We start from the raw sequence: 15960 nt of genomic DNA, 5'->3' as shown, positions 1-15960 counted from the left end.
TGCGGGTGCCAGCTGAGCAATATCGGCGAATTCCAGTAGACATCCTGGTTGATTACGCCACCATCCGGGCCCTGGTGCTGGACAATTTGAATACCACATCACCCTCGAGCGGAGGTCCCGCCATGGCACGCACGCCCGCCAAGCTGGACGAACTGGATCTTGCCATTCTGACGGCCATGCACGAGTACCAGAAGGCCGGGATTCTGGAGCTTTCGCGGCGCACGCGGGTGGCCCGCGCGACCGTGCAGTCGCGGATCGCGCGCATGGAGGAGGCGGGGGTGATCGCCTCCTATGATCCGCAAATCGATGTCACCGCAGCGGGTTTCGATGTGCAGGCGTTCGTGACGCTGGAGATCGCGCAGGGTGCGCTGGAGGCGGTGGCCGCCGATCTGGAGGCCATCCCGGGGGTGCTGGAGGCGTATGCCACCACCGGTTCCGGTGATGTCATGTGCCGGATCGGGGCGGATTCGCATGCCGGGTTGCAGCATGTGCTGCTGAGCATCGACCGCAGCTCCTCGGTATCGCGGTCGCACAGCGTGATCGTGCTGTCCACCGTGGTTCCGCAGCGCACGCTCCCGCTGCTGCGCACGCTCACCCCGTCCGGGTCGAGTAAGGCTCCGGCCTACCGCAATTCGCACTGAAGTTACCGCTGAACCGCTTGGTAGCTCCCGGCCGAACGAACACGCCAGGGTGACGAAGCTGGGCCATGTCGGGAGAGTGCGAAGCAGGGATGCGCCGGGATGACGAGGACGTCCCCGACACGACGAGGCCTCACGTACAACGCGATTGACTCGTGCTCCACGTGACTGCCTCGCGCTGGAGCCATTCGGGTGTGCGGGGTCAGGTGCGGTTCATGCGGGTGATGAGGCCGCAGACGTGGGCCTCGGCGGCGGTGCGGGCGTCTGCCGGATGGCCGGATTCGAGGGCTTCGAGGATGCGGCGGTGTTCGCGGAGGGCGGTGCGGCGGTTGCGGGGGTGGGCCCAGAGGTCGCCGCGGTAGAGGTGAGCCTGGGCTTCGAGGCGCGCGAGTTCCTCGGCGACGGTGCGGTTTCCGGAGCGGTCGCGGATGAAGCTGTGGAATTCGAGGTCGAGATCGGTGTCGCGGGCCGGGTCCACATTGTCGCGGAGGTTGTTCTCCTGTTCGGACAGCATGGCGGTGAGTTTGCCGAGGTCGAATTCGGTGAGGCGGGTGGCGGCGCCGGCGGCGGCGAGGCCGTCGAGGACGGAGCGCACCGCGAGCACATCGCGGATCTGGGCGTCGTCGACGACGGCCACGCGCGCCCCGGCGTGCGGGACGTTCACGGCCAGTCCCTCGTAGATGAGCTGCTGCACCGCTTCGCGAACGGGGCTGCGGCTCACCCCGAGTCGCGCGGACAGGGCGAGGACGCTCAGCGGTGCGCCCGGTGCGAGTTCGCCGGACAGCACGAGCTGCCGCAACTGCCGGTGCACGGAGGGGCCGAGCAGTTCGCTGTCCGGTTCGGTCATGGTGGTCCTTTCGGTGCTCGGTTCGAAATTACCCTTGCGGCCGGTAGTTGGCCCGGACGCGCTCGGTGAGGAACTCGGCGGCGGTGACGGGCGGGTAGACGCCCTGCGGGCCTTCGATGATCGCGTCGCGGTCGGCCTGGGCGAAGTAGGCGATGCTGTAGCGGTCACCCTGGTATTCGTCGGCGCCGGGGCTGCGGACGCGGTGGAAGTTGGAGGGCAGCAGGTCATCACTCCAGCGGGTGAGCATGTCACCGATATTGCAGGTGATGAGCGAGGAGGACGGGGTGATGGAGGTCCACTGCTGTTCGGCCATCTCCTTGCCGGGGCAGACCTGCAGTCCGCCCTGGCCGTCGCGCTGGAAAAGCAGTGTGAGGCAGTCGAAGTCGGTGTGCGCGCCGGCCCGCCAGCGGCCGGGCACAGCACGCAGTTCGGCGGGGACGGCGAAGTAGTGCAGCAGGCGCAGGGTGGACTGGTAGTGCTCGGAGTCCGGATTGTGCGCGGTGGTGAAGTGCTCGCGAGGCAGGCCGAGGCGGTCGGCGAAGCAGGACAGCACCTGCATGGCGACGCCCCAGCAGCGATTCTCGAATTCCAGTACGGCCGTGGTGAATCCGGGCAGTTCGTCAGCGGTGGGCCAGCGGCCGTCCATATGCGGCCGGGTGATCTGGTAGGACTCCTTCTGATCGGGGACGCCGATGGAGGGGCGCACCTGGCTCAGCGATTCCCATCCCGCATTATCGGCTTTGACCAGTGGGTACTGGCCTTTCACCGGCTCGGGCAGCGCGAAAAAGCCTGCGGTGAGCCCGAATACGGCGTCGATCTGCTCCTGTGGAATACCGTGGCCGGAGAGCTGGAAGAAGCCGATATCGGTGGCGGCGGCCCAGAGCTGCTCGGTGATCTCGGCGCGGCGGTCCTCGAAATCGGTGAGGTCGATAATGCGGATGTCCCGGGCAGCCTCGGCGCCCAGCCCGCCCATCTGCTTCTCGCGGGCGACTTCGGCGGTGTCGTTGGTCATGGGTTTCCCTGTCTGATAGGGGCTTTCAGCCTGCGGTGATGGTGTGGTCCAGGAATTCTTTGTCGACGAGGTCCTTGGCGGTGAGCCCCGCCGGCACGTTCGCGCCGCCGTGGCGCAGGATGGGCGCGAATTGGTCGATGACACGCTGCACGCGGGCTTCGTCGAAACTGCCGAGCACGCCGTCGGTGTCATTGCCGATCAGGCCGCTGTCGATGAGCGTCTTGGAGCCGTAGGCGGCCAGGGCCGCGCTGTAGGGCGTCAGGTTCGCGCTCTTGGAGACGACATCGACGACCACATCGTTGACGTGACTCGGGTCGGTGCGGAATTGCGCTGTGGCCCTCTGGATCATGGGGACCAGGCGCTGCAGGCACGGGCGCAGTTCGTTCAGCTTGTCGGTGCGCACGTTCACGGTGCGGGCGTAGCCCTCGTAGCCGACGTCACGCAGCAGCTGGTAGCCGACCGGCTTGTCCCAGGCTTTCACCTCGTGCTCGTAGACGTAGGGCTCGGAGTTGGCGAAACCCTGCTGTGCGAAGGAGGGATCGGAGACGAAGCGGGAGGGTCCGTTGTCGTAGGAGGCGTCGATCTGCTTGGCGTTCAACAGCCCTCGCGACACCAGCCATTCCGGATAGAGCTGGCCCTGCGAAACCACCACGGGTGCACCGGCTTTGCCGATATCGGCGATGCCGTGCCAGTCGGGATGGGTTTTGGGGTCCCACATGAGCATCTGCGGGCTGGAGCGCAGCAGGGTGGTGACCGCGGTGATCGGCTGCTTGCCCGAGGCCGCGATGGCGTCCTCGGAGTGGTCCAGGCCCAGCGTGATGGATGAATCGACGTACATCTGCGAGGGCACGGTCTGGAAGCCGATGGCCGGGCCGCCGGCGCGGATCTCCAGTTTGACGCCGGTGTCCTTGCCGTCCACCACCAGCAGTCCGGTGACCTTGTTGTTGTCGGAATCGACGTGATAGCCGGGCCCGAGCAGCCCGAAGATGGGGCCGGAGTCGGTCTCCGGATCCCATTGCAACTGGACCACGACGGTCGCGGGGCAGCGGCCGGCCAGTTGCTGTTCGGCCGGCGCGGCCGGGAGTTGCACTGCGGCGGAATCGTTCTCGGAGGAGCTGGAGCAGGCGGAACCGGCGGCGACGACCAGGGTGGCGATCGCGGCGGCGCCGAGGAGGCGCAGAGGGGTGTGCATGAGTTCTCCACAGGCTGTTGATAAGTGGGTGCGGGAAGTTCAGCGGCCCGACGCGTGCCAGCGGCCGACGGTGAGTCGCTGCGCGACGGTGAAGAACGCGAAGACAGCGACACCGAACAGGGCGGCCAGCAGCAGCGCGGCGAGCAGATCCTCCGATTGCAGCCGGGCGCGGTAGGTGTCGAGCAGGGTGCCGATTCCGGGCTGGCCCTTGGCGAAGAACATGTCGCCGATGACCGCGCCGGTCACCGAGAGTCCGGCCGCGGTGCGCAGGCTGGCCATGATGGACGGCAGGGCGGCGGGCAATTCCAGGGATATCAAGCGCCGCAGTCGATTCGCCCGGCCGAGGGTGAACAGTTCCCGCAGGTTGCGGTCGACGCTCTGGATGCCGAACAGGGTCATGGCGATGATCGGGTGCACCGCGATGAGCACACAGACCAGTACGCGGGCGGTGAGCCCGTAGCCGAACCACAGGCCGATGAGCGGGACCACGGCGAGCACCGGAATCGCCTGCAGCACTACGGCATACGGATACACCACCCGTTCGATCGCCTTGGTCTGGCTCATGAGCATGCCGATGGCGATTCCCAGGACGGCGGCGAAGAACAGTCCGGTGACCGCAACCCTGGCGGTGACCGCCAGCGCGCGCAGCATCACCTCCATTTTCGCCGGGTTGCTGAGGGATTCGGCGAAGACCTGGTGCGGCGGTGGCAGCAGGAAGCGGCGGTCGGGGGCGAGCAGCACCAGCGATACCGTGTACCAGGCGCCCAGCGCCAGGCCGATACAGACCAGGGGCACAACGGCTTTGCCGAGCCAGCGGTACGGGAGGCGCGGGGTGGTGCGGGTGTGCACGGGGGCGGAGAGGGCGAGACCCACCATTACGAAGCCTCTTTCAGAGAACGGGAGACCCGCGACACCAGTTCGGTGAAGGCGGGCTCGAAGCGCAGTTCCCGGCCGCGCGGATACGGCAGGTCGATATCGATCACCTCGTGCACCCGGCCGGGGCGGGCGGACATGACCACCACCCGGCCCGCCAGGAACACCGCCTCCGAGACCGAATGGGTGATGAACAGTGCGGTGAAGGCATTGTCGCGGTAGAGCCGCAGCAGCTCCTCCTGCATGCTCAGCCGGGTGATCTCGTCGAGGGCGCCGAAGGGTTCGTCGAGCAGCATGAGGCGTGGTTCGAGGGCCAGCGCGCGGGCGAGGGACACCCGCATGCGCATACCACCGGAGAGCTGACCGGGGAGTTTGGTAGCGAAATCGGCCAGGCCGACCGCATTCAGCGCGCGGGTGGCTCGCTCACGCCGCGCGGTGCGGTCGATACCGCGCAATTGGGCGCAGAGTTCGACATTGCGCAGCACATTGCGCCACGGGAGCAGTGTGGCGTCCTGGAAGATGAAGCCGACCGAATCGGTCTGCACCACAACGCTTCCGGAGGTCGGCGGTTCCAGGCCAGCGGCCAGTCGCAGCAGGGTGGACTTACCGCAGCCGGAAGGTCCCACCACAGCGACGAATTCGCCGTTCCGCACCTGCAGGTTGATATCGGCGAGTGCAATGACCTCGCCGGATCCATTGCCGGAGTAGCGCTTTCCGATGCCGGCGAACGCGATCTCCGGGTTCGTCCCCAGGTCGTGCACGGTGCTGCCGGCCGGGTTCCGCGCTGTGTCTTGCAGGACCACCGCACTCACCTTCTCTCGCTTGGAATTGCGTGCACTGTGTGCGTGAGATCAGTGTTATCGATCTGAATTACATGCAATCGTGCGACTGTTTCCAATTGATTAACTGTCACTGCATGCTATTGAGCTGCTTAACCAAAGCCTGTTCATCGGTGCGGGTGCTGTGGCCGTCGCGGATCACGGCCTCCCCGTCCACCCACACCGTGTCCACCACGCGCGGGGAGGCGGTGGTGAGCAGCATGGCTCCCGGATCCCGCGCCGGGAGGCAGGCGAAATCCCGATCGAAGCGGATGAGGGCCAGGTCGGCGCGGTCGCCCACCCGGACTCCGGAATGGGTGGCGGGATCGCCCAGGGCGCGGCCCGCACCGCGGGTGGCCATGCGCAGCATGTCGTCGAAGCCGAGCAGGTCGGCGCGCTGGTGGGTGACGCGCTGCAGGTAGGCGCCCATGCGCAGGGCCAGCAGCATGTCCTGGGTGTCATTGGAGGCCGCGCCGTCCACGCCGAGGCCGACGCCGATTCCGGCGGCCAGCATGGCGGGCACCGGGGCCACGCCGCTGCCCAGTCGCATATTGCTCAAAGGGTTGTAGGACACCGAGACTCCGCGTTCGGCGAAGACGGCCCGGCCGCGCTCGTCGAGTTTGCAGCAGTGCACGGCCAGCGTCCGTTCGCCGAGCAGGCCGCCGGCGTCGAGGTAGTCGACGGCCGACGTGGCTGCATGCAATTGGCACATGTCCTCGTCGGTGCTGGTTTCCAGCAGATGGATGGAGATGGTTTTGCCGGTGCGGTCGGCGTAATCGCGCACGGTCGCCATGCCCTCGGGCGTGAGGCAGCGCGGGTTCGGTACCGCCAGCGCGGTGGTGATGCGGGAACCCGCCAGCCGCACATCGAGATCGTCGATATGCGCGAGGATCTCCGAAAGTGGTTGGACCAGGCGCGGATCCATCCCCCATTTGCGGGAGGCGTCCGCACGATCGGCGAGACCACGCCCGAAGACCACTCGAATGCCCAGCTCCTGCAGCGCCCGCAGCGCGGCATCGTGCACGGCCTCCGAGGGGTTCGGCCACATGTGCTCGACCACGGTGGTGACGCCGCTGCGCAGCAGCTCCAGCCCGCCCGCCAATGCGGCGAGATAGGTCTGCTCGGGGGTGGCCGTCACCGTGAATTCGCCTACGCAGTGCAGCCATTCGAGCAGCGGCAGCCCCTCCCCCGCCCCGCGCAGCACCGACTGCTGCAGATGGGTGTGGGTATTGACGAACCCGGGAATCAGATGCCCGCCGCTCCCGTCGAACCGCGATCCCGGGCGATCGGCGCCCGCGCCGGGCCCGATCGCGACTACGCGACTGTCCTCGACAACGACATCCTGACCCGAAAGCCATTGCGGCCCGGCCTCAGTGGCGGCATAGACGGTGACATCACCGATAACAGCGGACAGAGCAGTAGAGCGCACCATGCGGCATTCCTCCCGGAAATGCGGCTGGTTCGCCCGCCTCCATCCGACGGTGCACCTGCGTCCGTTTCAGCCATGAACGCCGTGCCGCCACCCTAACCACCCCATATTGCATGCCGGTAAACCCCGACAACGGAGCTGTCTATGACGACTGCATCCAGCCCGGGGAGATCAGGGTTTGAGATTCGCTCCCGGAGGGAGGATTTCGACACTGTGTGTGCGGTCGGGTTCCAGGAATTCCAGTAGGGCATGGGCTTCCGCTTCGACGTCGGCGTGCTGCCGGGGTGACCAGGCCGCGCGGGGGCTGATGCGGAGGCGGGCGGTGTCGGCGGTGGTGAAGGTTTTGTAGATGCCGGCGAGGTAGCCGTCGACGAGGAGGGAGGAGACCTGGGCGGCGAAGGCTTGCAGGGGTGGGGCGGTGCCGTCGGGGATGATGCGGGTGCGGTCCTGGTGGGACAGCAGGGCGTTGTCGTACCAGCTCAGCAGGCGGACGGGGGCGGGGAGGTCCGGGTCGGCGAGTTCGGCGTCGGCGGCGTCGTAGAGGGTGCGGCCGCGGTCGTCGGTGTAGGTGCGGACGCGGTCGCCGAGGCGGGCCACGGCCGGTTTCATGCCGGTGAGTTTGGACCAGGTCTGCATATCCATGGTGGTGGCGGGTCCGAAGGCGCGCAGATAGCGCAGCAGCAGTTCCTCCAGCGGATACCCGTGGTCCAGGGGTGCGCCCAGCCAGGGTTCGGCGCGGGACCAGACGGGGCGGCTGCTGTCTCCCCAGCGGCCGCGCGGCGGGGTCTGCAGCACGGGGAGCTGGTAGAGCCAGGTCTGCAGGACCGCGCCCGGATCGCGGTCGGGGTACAGCGCGGCGGCGTGCGCACGCAGGTCGGCCGCGGACATGGGCTCCTCGCCCAGGACCTTCTCACCCTGCGCGCGCACCTCTTCGGGATCGAGGCCGACCATGGCGCCGTAGTTGAATCCCTTACGGAACGGGATCTTTTCGAGCTCCGGCTGGATGTGCGGGGCGATACGCAGCGCGTCCACCGGGGTGACCAGGTGAATAGTGCCGCGCATCAAGGTGATTCGCACCAGCGAGCGGTCGTCCAGCGCCGCCGAGACTGTAGCCGGATCGAAATCGGTTGTGCGACTCCATAAAGCGACGAACGGCGGCAGCATGTCCTGCGCCTGCAATCCGACCAGCTGTGCACACAGCTGCGGCGCGGTGAGCGTGGTACGCGCCAGCAGGTGCTGGCGCGAGAGCAGCGTGCGGTTCAGGACCTGCCGGGAAAGCTTCACAATGCAGCCACGCTACGGGATTTCACGCTCAGGGCAGGTGCGGTCAGCGCAGGGTGACGACGACCTTGCCTGTCGCGGTGCGCTTGTCGAGCGCGGAGACGGCCTCGGCGGTGTGCTCGAGGGTGTACAGCAGCGGGTCCGGCGGGGCGATCTGGCCGCTGGCGAGCAGCGGCGCCACCTCGGCCCACTGCTCCTGCAGGTAGCCGGGGTGGGTCATGACCCATTCACCCCAGGCCGCACCGATCACCTCGACGTTCTTGAGCAGCAGGCGATTCACCTTCACGGTCGGGATATCGCCCGCGGTGAAGCCGACGACCAGCACCCGGCCGCCGGAGGCGAGCGAGCGAATGCTGTCGGTGAAGCGGTCGCCGCCGACCGGGTCCAGCACGATATCCACCCCGCGCCCGCCGGTCAGTTCCTTGACCGCGGCCAGCCAGCCGTCGGTGAGGACCACATCGGTCGCCCCGTTCGCGCGCGCCACTTCGGCCTTCTCCTCGGTGCTCACCACGGCGATGACCCGGCCCGCGCCCAGCGCCTGCGCCATACGCAGTGTGGAGGTGCCGATACCACCCGCGGCGCCGTGCACCAGCACGGTCTCACCGGAGGCCAGGCGGCCGCGCTTGGTGAGGCAGAAGTGCACGGTCAGATCGTTGAACAGCACACCCGCGCCCGCGGCGAGGGACACATTGTCGGGCAGCGTGAACACCATGTTCGCGGGCGACACCGCGACCTCGGCGGCAGCATTGCCCAGCAGCGTCAGCGCCACCACCCGGTCGCCCGCCTTGACGTGCGCGTCCTCGGGAGCCTCGCGCACGATGCCGGCGACCTCACAGCCGACGACATACGGCAGCGGCGGCTTCATCTGGTACAGACCGCGCGTCATGAGCACATCGGGGAAGGCGATGCCCGCCGCGTGCACCTCGATGACAACGCCGCCGGGGTAGGCCGCGGGCTCCGGTACGTCGAGAACCTCGATGGCCTCCGGCCCCTCGAGCTTGCTCACCACGGCTGCACGCATGCCACACACTCCGATCAATGCACCATTGGATACCAGCCGAACGTAACCCATACAGCCATGGCGTGTCACCGCCACCGGGCGAGTCGGCAGTAATCAGCGGTGGGTGTACTCGATCATCGGCTCGTCGGCGAGGGTGGCGCCGCCCTGGACGATGGTCAGCGCGCTGGAGGTGACGCGGTACTGGGTGCCGTCGCCGCCGTTGGTGGCGGTGAAGCCGCCGGAACCGTCCGGCACCGGATCGTCGATCTCGATGCCCGCACCGTCGCTGATGCGGGCGCCCTTGTAGTAGTAGCGGCCGACGCCGGTTCGGCAGATCACCACGCGGGAGGCGGTGGTGCGGCCGATGGCGTAGGCCGGGTTGTCGGCATTGCAGCGCGGTCCGGCGACGAAACCCTGTGCGTCCGTGCCGGATACGGATCCGGCGAAGGGGGGCAGGGCGGCGGGGGCGGGACTGGTCGCGGGATTGCTGTAGGGCGGGGCCGTCGCGGCGGTCGGCGCGGTCGCATCCGGGGTGGTGGCGATCGTCGTAGTGCCGCCCGCAGTGGTCGTGGTGTTGCCGCCATTGTTCTTGCCGGACAACAGTAGCCAGCCCAGCAGGCCGCCCATCACCAGCACCGCACCCACGAGCGCACCCACCACGATCGGCAGGGAACTGCGCTGCGGGGGCGGCAGGGGCAGCGGCGCGGACGGGTGCTCGCGCAGCGGTTCCGCGTACGGCATGCGGAACTGCGTCGGCTGCGACGCCTGGTAGTCGACCGGGCCCGACGGGTGATCGGCAGGGCCGGACGAATAGCCGACCGGGCCTGGCTGGTAATCGGCCGGACCTGAGGAGTAGCCGACCGGGCCCGAGGAGTGATCGCCCGGATAACCGACCGGCCCGGAGGGATGGCTGCCCTGCGACGGCAGATAGCCGGTCGGCGGAAATGATTGCGGGACATGCGAAATCAGGTGGGTCGGCGCGACCGAGGTGCGGGTGGTCGCACCGTGTTCGGCGGATACGAGCGCCGCGCGGGCCGCCCTGGCCAGCTCGCCCGCGGTGGCGTACCGGCGGGCCGGATCCTTCGCCATGCCGATCGCGATCACCTGGTCGAAGCCGATCGGCACCCCGGGCCGGGCACTGGGCCGGGGCGGCGGGGTCATCATATGCGCGCGAATGGTGGCGAGATTGCTGTCGGTCTTGAAAGGTATTTCGCCGGTGAGGCTTTCGTACAGCACACAGGCCAGCGCGTAGATATCGACGGACGGGGAGATCGCCGTGCTGTGCTCGAAGCGTTCCGGCGCCATATACGCGAACGATCCGATGGCGCTGCCCATACTCGTCAGCTGCACATCCGATTCCGCGTGTGCGATACCGAAATCGACCAGGTACGCGAACAATTCACCGGTCAGCAGAATATTCGCGGGCTTGATATCGCGATGCACCAGGCCGCCCTGATGCGCGGCGTCCAGCGCCGAGGCGATCTGTTCCACCACTTCGACGGCGCGCCCCGGCGGCATCGGCCCCTCGGAGGTCAGGTACGCCTTGAGATCTCGGCCGCTGACCAGTCGCATATCGATGAACAGGACACCGTCCACCTCACCCCAGTCGTGCACCGGAATGACGTGCGGCTCCTGCAGCCGGGCGGCAGTGCGGGATTCGCGGCGGAAGCGCTCCACATAGGTGGGCGATTTGGCCAGCTCGACATCCAGCAGTTTGAGCGCGACCGTGCGATCTCGGACGGTGTCATAGGCGTCGTAGACCTCGCCCATGCCGCCGACGCCGAGTAGGCGCCGTAACTCGTACTGCCCGAATCGTGAACCGGCCCGGTCCCCTGCGACCACCTGCGTCGCCTCCCCTGTGTTGTCCTACCCCAGGAAAAGGCTACGGCCCGCGCACCGGCCTGTCATGTCCCTGAAGGGAAATCGTCAGCGGTGGGCGTATTCGAGCATCGGCTCGGTGGCCAGGATCTGACCGGCCTTGACAATGGTCAGTGCATGCGTGGTGATGAGGTACTTGGTGCCGTCGGCGGGATTGGTCGCGGTGAATCCGCCGATTCCGACCGGGACCGGATCATCGATCTCCTGGGTCGCACCATCGCTGATCCGCAGCCCCCTGTAGTAGTAGCGGCCGGTATCGGTCCGGCACACCACGAGCCGCGAGGCCGCCGTAGTACCGACCGCCAGGGCCGGATCACTGGCATTACAGCGCAGTCCGCCGACGAAACCCTGTGCGTCCGTATCGGATACGGTGCCGACATACGGTGCGACGGTGGTGGTGACGGCGCCCGTGGTGGTCGTTGTCGTCGTGGTACCGCCGGTGGTGGTGCCACCGGCGACGTCGTCGCCGGACCACAGCCGCCAGCCCAGCACGCCCCCGAGCAGCACCATGCCCACGATCACACCCCCGACCGCCACGACCGGGCGCAGGATCCGCTTCGGCGGCGGTGCGAGCGGAGCCGTGGCGGGACGGCCGTTGGCCACGGCCGGTGACCCCGTGCTTCCGGTCGGCGGGTAGACGAGCGGAATCGGTTGCGAGACAGCCGGACCCCCCACGCTCGGCGGGACCGTGACGAGCGGTTGCGCAGGCGCGGGTGACAGCGCCGCCCGGGCGGCCCGGGCCAGCTGGCTCGCCGAGGTGTAGCGGCGCGCCGGATCCTTCGCCATACCGGTCGCGATCACCTGATCGAAACCGGCGGGTACGCCCGCGCGCAGACTGGGTTGCGGCGGCGGAGTCATCATGTGCGCGTGAATGGTGGCCAGATGACCATCGGTGCGAAACGGAGTCTCACCGACGAGACTTTCGTACAGCACGCATGCCAGCGCGTAAATATCGGCGCTGATCGACGCGCCGGTGCTGTGCTCGAAGCGTTCCGGAGCCATATATGCGAACGACCCGATGGCACTGCCCGCGGTGGTGAGCTGCATATCGGATTCCGCGTGTGCGATGCCGAAATCGACCAGGTACGCGAACAATTCACCGGTCAGCAGAATATTGGCGGGTTTGACATCGCGATGCACCAGACCGCTTTCATGCGCGGCGTCCAGGGCGGCGGCGATCTGTTCCACCACCTCGACGGCCTGCCGCGGGGTGAGCGGGCCGTGCGTGGCCAGGTGCGCGCTGAGGTCCTGGCCGCGCACCAGGCGCATATCGATGAAGAGAACACCGTCCACCTCACCCCAGTCGTGCACCGGAATGACATGCGGCTCCTGTAATCGGGCCGCGGTGCGGGATTCCCGGCGGAAGCGCTCCACATAGGTGGTCGACTTGGCCAGGTCCACATCGAGAAGTTTCAGCGCCACCACGCGGTCGCGCACCGTGTCGTGCGCCTCGTAGACCTCACCCATGCCGCCGACGCCGAGCAGCCGGCGCAATTCGTACTGTCCGAACCGCGAACCGGCCCTGTTTTCCGCAGCCACCCGCGTCGCCCTCCCCGTGCTTTCGTGCAACGGGAAAAGGTTACGGGCCGGGCGGTCGACTGTCATTCCGTGCGGGATTCCGGACCCGTCCGACACAAGTAGGGGCGACTCGCCGCGAGTGTGTGACACACGCCCCGTAAAGTCGAGTCACAGCAAGCACCGCACGAAACGCGGCACACCTGTGCAGCGCGAGGAGCACCAGTGTCACTCGATCAGCCACTCGCCCCGCTTCCCCAGGAGGGCATGGGTTTCGCCACGGCGTGGCCCGTCCGGGCTGGCGATGTGGATCCCTATCAACGGGTGCGTTTCGACGCCGTAGCCCGTTATTTGCAGGATATTGCCTGGGAGGAAATGCATTCCGGGTTCTTCCATCGCACCGACCCGGCCTGGATCGTGCGCCGCACGGTCGTGGACGTGGTGCGGCCGATCCACTGGCCGGAACGGGTGGAGCTGACACGCTGGTGTTCGGCCATGTCCACCCGCTGGACGAATATGCGGGTCCGGGTCACCAGCGAGAACGGCGGTCTCATCGAGACCGAGGGTTTCTGGATCAATATCAACGAGTTCACCAATATGCCGACCCGCATCAGCGATGAGGGACTGGCCGAACTCTCGCGCACGACCAGTGAGCACCGGCTGCGCTGGCGGCCGTGGCTGGTCGACCAGACACCGCCGGAATCCGATGCCGACCTCACGTTTCCGGTGCGCGCCACGGATATCGACCAGTACAACCATGTGAACAATGCCGCGTACTGGCAGGCCGTGGAGCAGTATCTGGTCGACTATCCGAAGCTGGTGGCCGGGCCGCATCGCGCGGTCATCGAATACATCGCGCCGGTGCTGGCGCGGCAGCGCGTGAGTGTGCGCAGCCGCTACGAGCCCGGTGACAGGACCGGCTATCCGGTACTGCGACTGTGGTTCGTGGTCGGCGGGATCACCACCACCACGGTCCGGATCGGCCCGCTGCCGGTCTGATCGAATAGTGGTGCTCGCCGGACATTCCCGGCGAAATAACGTTCGCTGACAATTAGCCTGGCAGACTCTCGCAGTGCCGATCACCGTGCGGTGGTCGAGAACAGGAGTTCGCCGACATGAGATTCGCCCGTCTCACACTGCTCGCGGCCGCGCCGGCATTGGTGGTCGGGCTGACCGCCTGCGGCCACTCCTCGGATTCGGCGACGAGCAGCACCACCACCACCTCCGCGAAGTCGACGAGCGCCGCGGGCACGACCACGCCGGGGCCCGTCGGTCCGACCCAGTCGCCCAACCCGACTCGCCCGCCCGCGCCCACACCCTCACCCGCCGATGTGAACTGCGGGCCGGTCACCGGAGCCAACGGCGGATCCTCGGATGTGATCGCGTACTCGAACCAGGCCGGTATCCCCGGCTGCACCGAGGCCGTCACGGTCGCCAGCGATTACGTCAATGCCGGCCGCACCGGCGATGCCGCACAGGTGGACGGCTGGACCTGTGAGCCGCAGCCGGACACCGACGTTCCGCACATCTGCTTCAAGGACGGCTTCCAGATCGGCCTGCGCGGCACGGCGGCCCCCACTCCGCCCGCCCCGCCGACCACCACCCCGCCGCCCACCACCTCCCCGGCCCCGGTCGGGGACGCCAGCTGCGGCACGGTCACCGATGCGGGCGGCGGCCTCCGCACCATCATCGCGGTCGGCACTCCGGCCGGGCGCGTCGGCTGCACCGAAGCCATCAATGTCGCAACGCAATACGTGCAGACCGTCAGCGATACCGATGTGGCCAGCATCGACGGCTGGAGCTGCAATGCCCAGCCCGACCCCGCGATCCCGTCCATCTGCGCCAAGGACGGCCTGCTGATCAACCTGCTCGCGCACTGACGCAGCGGATTACGCTGCGGCCGCGCGGAACCCGGCACGGCATCTGCGGACAGCAGTGCGGCCCCTCCGATTCGGAGGGGCCGCACTGTTTCAGATATCGCGGGGCGTTCGGGTATCGCGCTCAGCCCTTGGCGGCCTTGAGGAGATCCTCGAGGCTGGTGAACTTGACGCGGGGGCGGCCGGCGGCCTTGCCCGCGGTGCGTTCGGCCTGATCGATGGCCTTCCAGCCTTCGCGGCCGACCATATCGGGCTGCCGTTCGGTCAGCAGCGCCGCGAGGGCCTGCCGGTCCGCCTGCGGCGCAACCAGTTTGCCGTTGGTGAAATCGGCGATCAGGTGATCGACGGTCTCCTGCGAGTCGACGCGGTTGGAGCCGATCACACCGCGGGGGCCGCGCTTGATCCAGCCGGAGACGTAGACGCCCTGCACCGGGTTGCCGTCCGCATCGAGCACGCGGCCACCGGCATTGGGCACCACGCCCCGGCTCTCGTCGAACGGGACATCGGCGAGCGCCGTGCCCCGGTAGCCGACGGAGCGCAGTACGAGCGACGCCTCCAGGCTGCCGGTGCGATCGGACGGCCGCGCCACGGTGCCGCCCTCCTCCTTGACGAGTTCGTTGTGCACGTACTCGACGGTCTCGACCTTGCCGTCGCCGGTGATCTCGGTCGGCGAAACCAGGTAGTGGAAGACGATTCGCTTATTGCCCGGCTTCGGCTTGTTGGCCGAGTACTCCTGCGCGAGGGTGTACTTGAGCTTCAGCGAGGGCTCCACGTCCGGATCCTCGAGCTCGGCCCGGCTGGCCGGATCGAGTTCCAGATCGGCGGGATCGACAATGATGTCGACGCCCTTCAGATGCGCCAGCGCCAGGAACTCCGACGAGGTGTAGGCGGCCTGCAGCGGCCCACGGCGGCCCAGCACCACGACCTCCTGGATATTGCTGCGGCGCAGCGCATCCAGGGCGTGGTCGGCGATATCGGTCTTGGCCAGCACATCCGGATCGACGGTCAGCACGCGCGCCACATCGAGCGCGACATTGCCGTTGCCGACAATCACGGCCCGCTCACCGGACAGGTCGAATTCGCGGTCCGCGAAATCCGGGTGCCCGTTGTACCAGGCGACGAATTCGGTGGCCGAAATGCTGCCGGACAGCTCCTCACCCGGGACGCCGAGACGGCGATCGGTGGAGGCGCCGTGCGCGTACAGCACCGCGTGGTGGTGCTGCAGCAGCTCCTCGTGCGAAATGTGCTTGCCGACCTCGACATTGAGCCGGAACTGCAGCGCATCGCGGCGGAAGGCCGATTCGAACAGGGTCGCCACCGATTTGGTGCCCGGGTGGTCGGGGGCGACGCCCGCGCGCACCAGGCCGTACGGGGTGGGCAGCCGGTCGAACAGCTCCACCTCCACATCGGCACGGCGCAGTAGCTCCTCGGCCGCGTAGCTGGCGGCCGGCCCGGCGCCGACAATGGCGACGCGCAGGGTGCCCAGCTCCTTGGGCGCGCGGCTCGGCGGCACCAGCGGCTCGAAGTTCGACTCCAGGGGGTGCCGGACGAAGTACGCGGCATTGATGTCCTGGAACCTGGCCAGCGACGCGAGCAGGTC

The 15960-nt window shown here is 67.8% G+C and carries 14 protein-coding genes; 3 read left to right on the top strand and 11 right to left on the bottom strand.

Features of this window, described 5'->3' with window-relative positions; translation table 11 throughout:
- The first annotated feature begins 122 nt into the window (after positions 1 to 122).
- A complete protein-coding gene (locus ABZX86_RS37535; RefSeq protein ID WP_327146748.1) occupies positions 123 to 641 on the top strand; it encodes an Lrp/AsnC ligand binding domain-containing protein in 519 nt (172 codons plus the stop codon).
- Positions 642 to 840: 199 nt separating this feature from the next.
- On the opposite strand, the gene ABZX86_RS37530 is transcribed toward ABZX86_RS37535, so the two are convergent.
- The 10 genes from ABZX86_RS37530 to ABZX86_RS37485 form a co-directional block, all read right to left on the bottom strand.
- Positions 841 to 1485 carry a GntR family transcriptional regulator gene (locus ABZX86_RS37530; RefSeq protein WP_355130791.1) on the bottom strand — a complete coding sequence of 215 codons (645 nt, stop codon included), beginning with the start codon at positions 1483 to 1485 and terminating at the stop codon, positions 841 to 843.
- A gap of 28 nt (positions 1486 to 1513) precedes the next feature.
- Complete coding sequence (locus ABZX86_RS37525) at positions 1514 to 2497, bottom strand: 2-oxoglutarate and iron-dependent oxygenase domain-containing protein (RefSeq protein WP_355130789.1); 984 nt, start codon at positions 2495 to 2497, stop codon at positions 1514 to 1516.
- Between the two features lie 25 nt (positions 2498 to 2522).
- Positions 2523 to 3689, bottom strand: a complete 1167-nt coding sequence (locus tag ABZX86_RS37520) for a nitrate ABC transporter substrate-binding protein (RefSeq protein WP_355130787.1) — start codon at positions 3687 to 3689, stop codon at positions 2523 to 2525.
- Positions 3690 to 3728: 39 nt separating this feature from the next.
- A complete protein-coding gene (locus ABZX86_RS37515) occupies positions 3729 to 4565 on the bottom strand; it encodes an ABC transporter permease (protein WP_355130786.1) in 837 nt (278 codons plus the stop codon).
- Complete coding sequence (locus ABZX86_RS37510) at positions 4565 to 5296, bottom strand: ABC transporter ATP-binding protein (protein WP_355130884.1); 732 nt, start codon at positions 5294 to 5296, stop codon at positions 4565 to 4567. The genes ABZX86_RS37515 and ABZX86_RS37510 overlap by 1 nt, the downstream gene beginning before the upstream one ends.
- A 175-nt stretch (positions 5297 to 5471) precedes the next feature.
- Positions 5472 to 6812, bottom strand: a complete 1341-nt coding sequence (locus ABZX86_RS37505; RefSeq protein ID WP_355130784.1) for an amidohydrolase family protein — start codon at positions 6810 to 6812, stop codon at positions 5472 to 5474.
- Positions 6813 to 6980: 168 nt separating this feature from the next.
- Positions 6981 to 8093 carry a winged helix DNA-binding domain-containing protein gene (locus ABZX86_RS37500; protein WP_355130783.1) on the bottom strand — a complete coding sequence of 371 codons (1113 nt, stop codon included), beginning with the start codon at positions 8091 to 8093 and terminating at the stop codon, positions 6981 to 6983.
- Between the two features lie 43 nt (positions 8094 to 8136).
- A complete protein-coding gene (locus ABZX86_RS37495) occupies positions 8137 to 9111 on the bottom strand; it encodes an NADPH:quinone oxidoreductase family protein (protein WP_355130781.1) in 975 nt (324 codons plus the stop codon).
- A 93-nt stretch (positions 9112 to 9204) separates the two neighbouring features.
- Complete coding sequence (locus ABZX86_RS37490; RefSeq protein WP_355130779.1) at positions 9205 to 10932, bottom strand: serine/threonine-protein kinase; 1728 nt, start codon at positions 10930 to 10932, stop codon at positions 9205 to 9207.
- A gap of 84 nt (positions 10933 to 11016) precedes the next feature.
- Positions 11017 to 12507 carry a serine/threonine-protein kinase gene (locus ABZX86_RS37485; protein ID WP_355130777.1) on the bottom strand — a complete coding sequence of 497 codons (1491 nt, stop codon included), beginning with the start codon at positions 12505 to 12507 and terminating at the stop codon, positions 11017 to 11019.
- A 201-nt stretch (positions 12508 to 12708) separates the two neighbouring features.
- Between ABZX86_RS37485 and ABZX86_RS37480 the strand changes: the two genes are divergently transcribed.
- Positions 12709 to 13482, top strand: a complete 774-nt coding sequence (locus ABZX86_RS37480; protein WP_355130775.1) for an acyl-ACP thioesterase domain-containing protein — start codon at positions 12709 to 12711, stop codon at positions 13480 to 13482.
- A 116-nt stretch (positions 13483 to 13598) separates the two neighbouring features.
- Positions 13599 to 14363, top strand: a complete 765-nt coding sequence (locus ABZX86_RS37475; RefSeq protein WP_355130773.1) for a hypothetical protein — start codon at positions 13599 to 13601, stop codon at positions 14361 to 14363.
- Positions 14364 to 14484: 121 nt separating this feature from the next.
- Here the strand turns inward: ABZX86_RS37475 and ABZX86_RS37470 are convergent.
- The coding region (locus tag ABZX86_RS37470) for an FAD-dependent oxidoreductase (protein ID WP_355130771.1) at positions 14485 to 15960 on the bottom strand (1476 nt) is incomplete at its 5' end.

The sequence above is a fragment of the Nocardia sp. NPDC006630 genome, from assembly GCF_040611495.1.
Lineage (GTDB): Bacteria > Actinomycetota > Actinomycetes > Mycobacteriales > Mycobacteriaceae > Nocardia.
Note: the sequence above shows the minus strand (reverse complement) of the source record. Positions and strands in the feature narration are given on the sequence as shown.

Excerpts from the sequence above, each read along its gene's own strand:
- ABZX86_RS37535 (WP_327146748.1), top strand. The coding sequence starts at position 123 with ATGGCACGCACGCCCGCCAAGCTGGACGAACTGGATCTTGCCATTCTG.
- ABZX86_RS37530 (WP_355130791.1), bottom strand. The coding sequence starts at position 1,485 with ATGACCGAACCGGACAGCGAACTGCTCGGCCCCTCCGTGCACCGGCAG.
- ABZX86_RS37525 (WP_355130789.1), bottom strand. The coding sequence starts at position 2,497 with ATGACCAACGACACCGCCGAAGTCGCCCGCGAGAAGCAGATGGGCGGG.
- ABZX86_RS37520 (WP_355130787.1), bottom strand. The coding sequence starts at position 3,689 with ATGCACACCCCTCTGCGCCTCCTCGGCGCCGCCGCGATCGCCACCCTG.
- ABZX86_RS37515 (WP_355130786.1), bottom strand. The coding sequence starts at position 4,565 with ATGGTGGGTCTCGCCCTCTCCGCCCCCGTGCACACCCGCACCACCCCG.
- ABZX86_RS37505 (WP_355130784.1), bottom strand. The coding sequence starts at position 6,812 with ATGGTGCGCTCTACTGCTCTGTCCGCTGTTATCGGTGATGTCACCGTC.
- ABZX86_RS37495 (WP_355130781.1), bottom strand. The coding sequence starts at position 9,111 with ATGCGTGCAGCCGTGGTGAGCAAGCTCGAGGGGCCGGAGGCCATCGAG.
- ABZX86_RS37475 (WP_355130773.1), top strand. The coding sequence starts at position 13,599 with ATGAGATTCGCCCGTCTCACACTGCTCGCGGCCGCGCCGGCATTGGTG.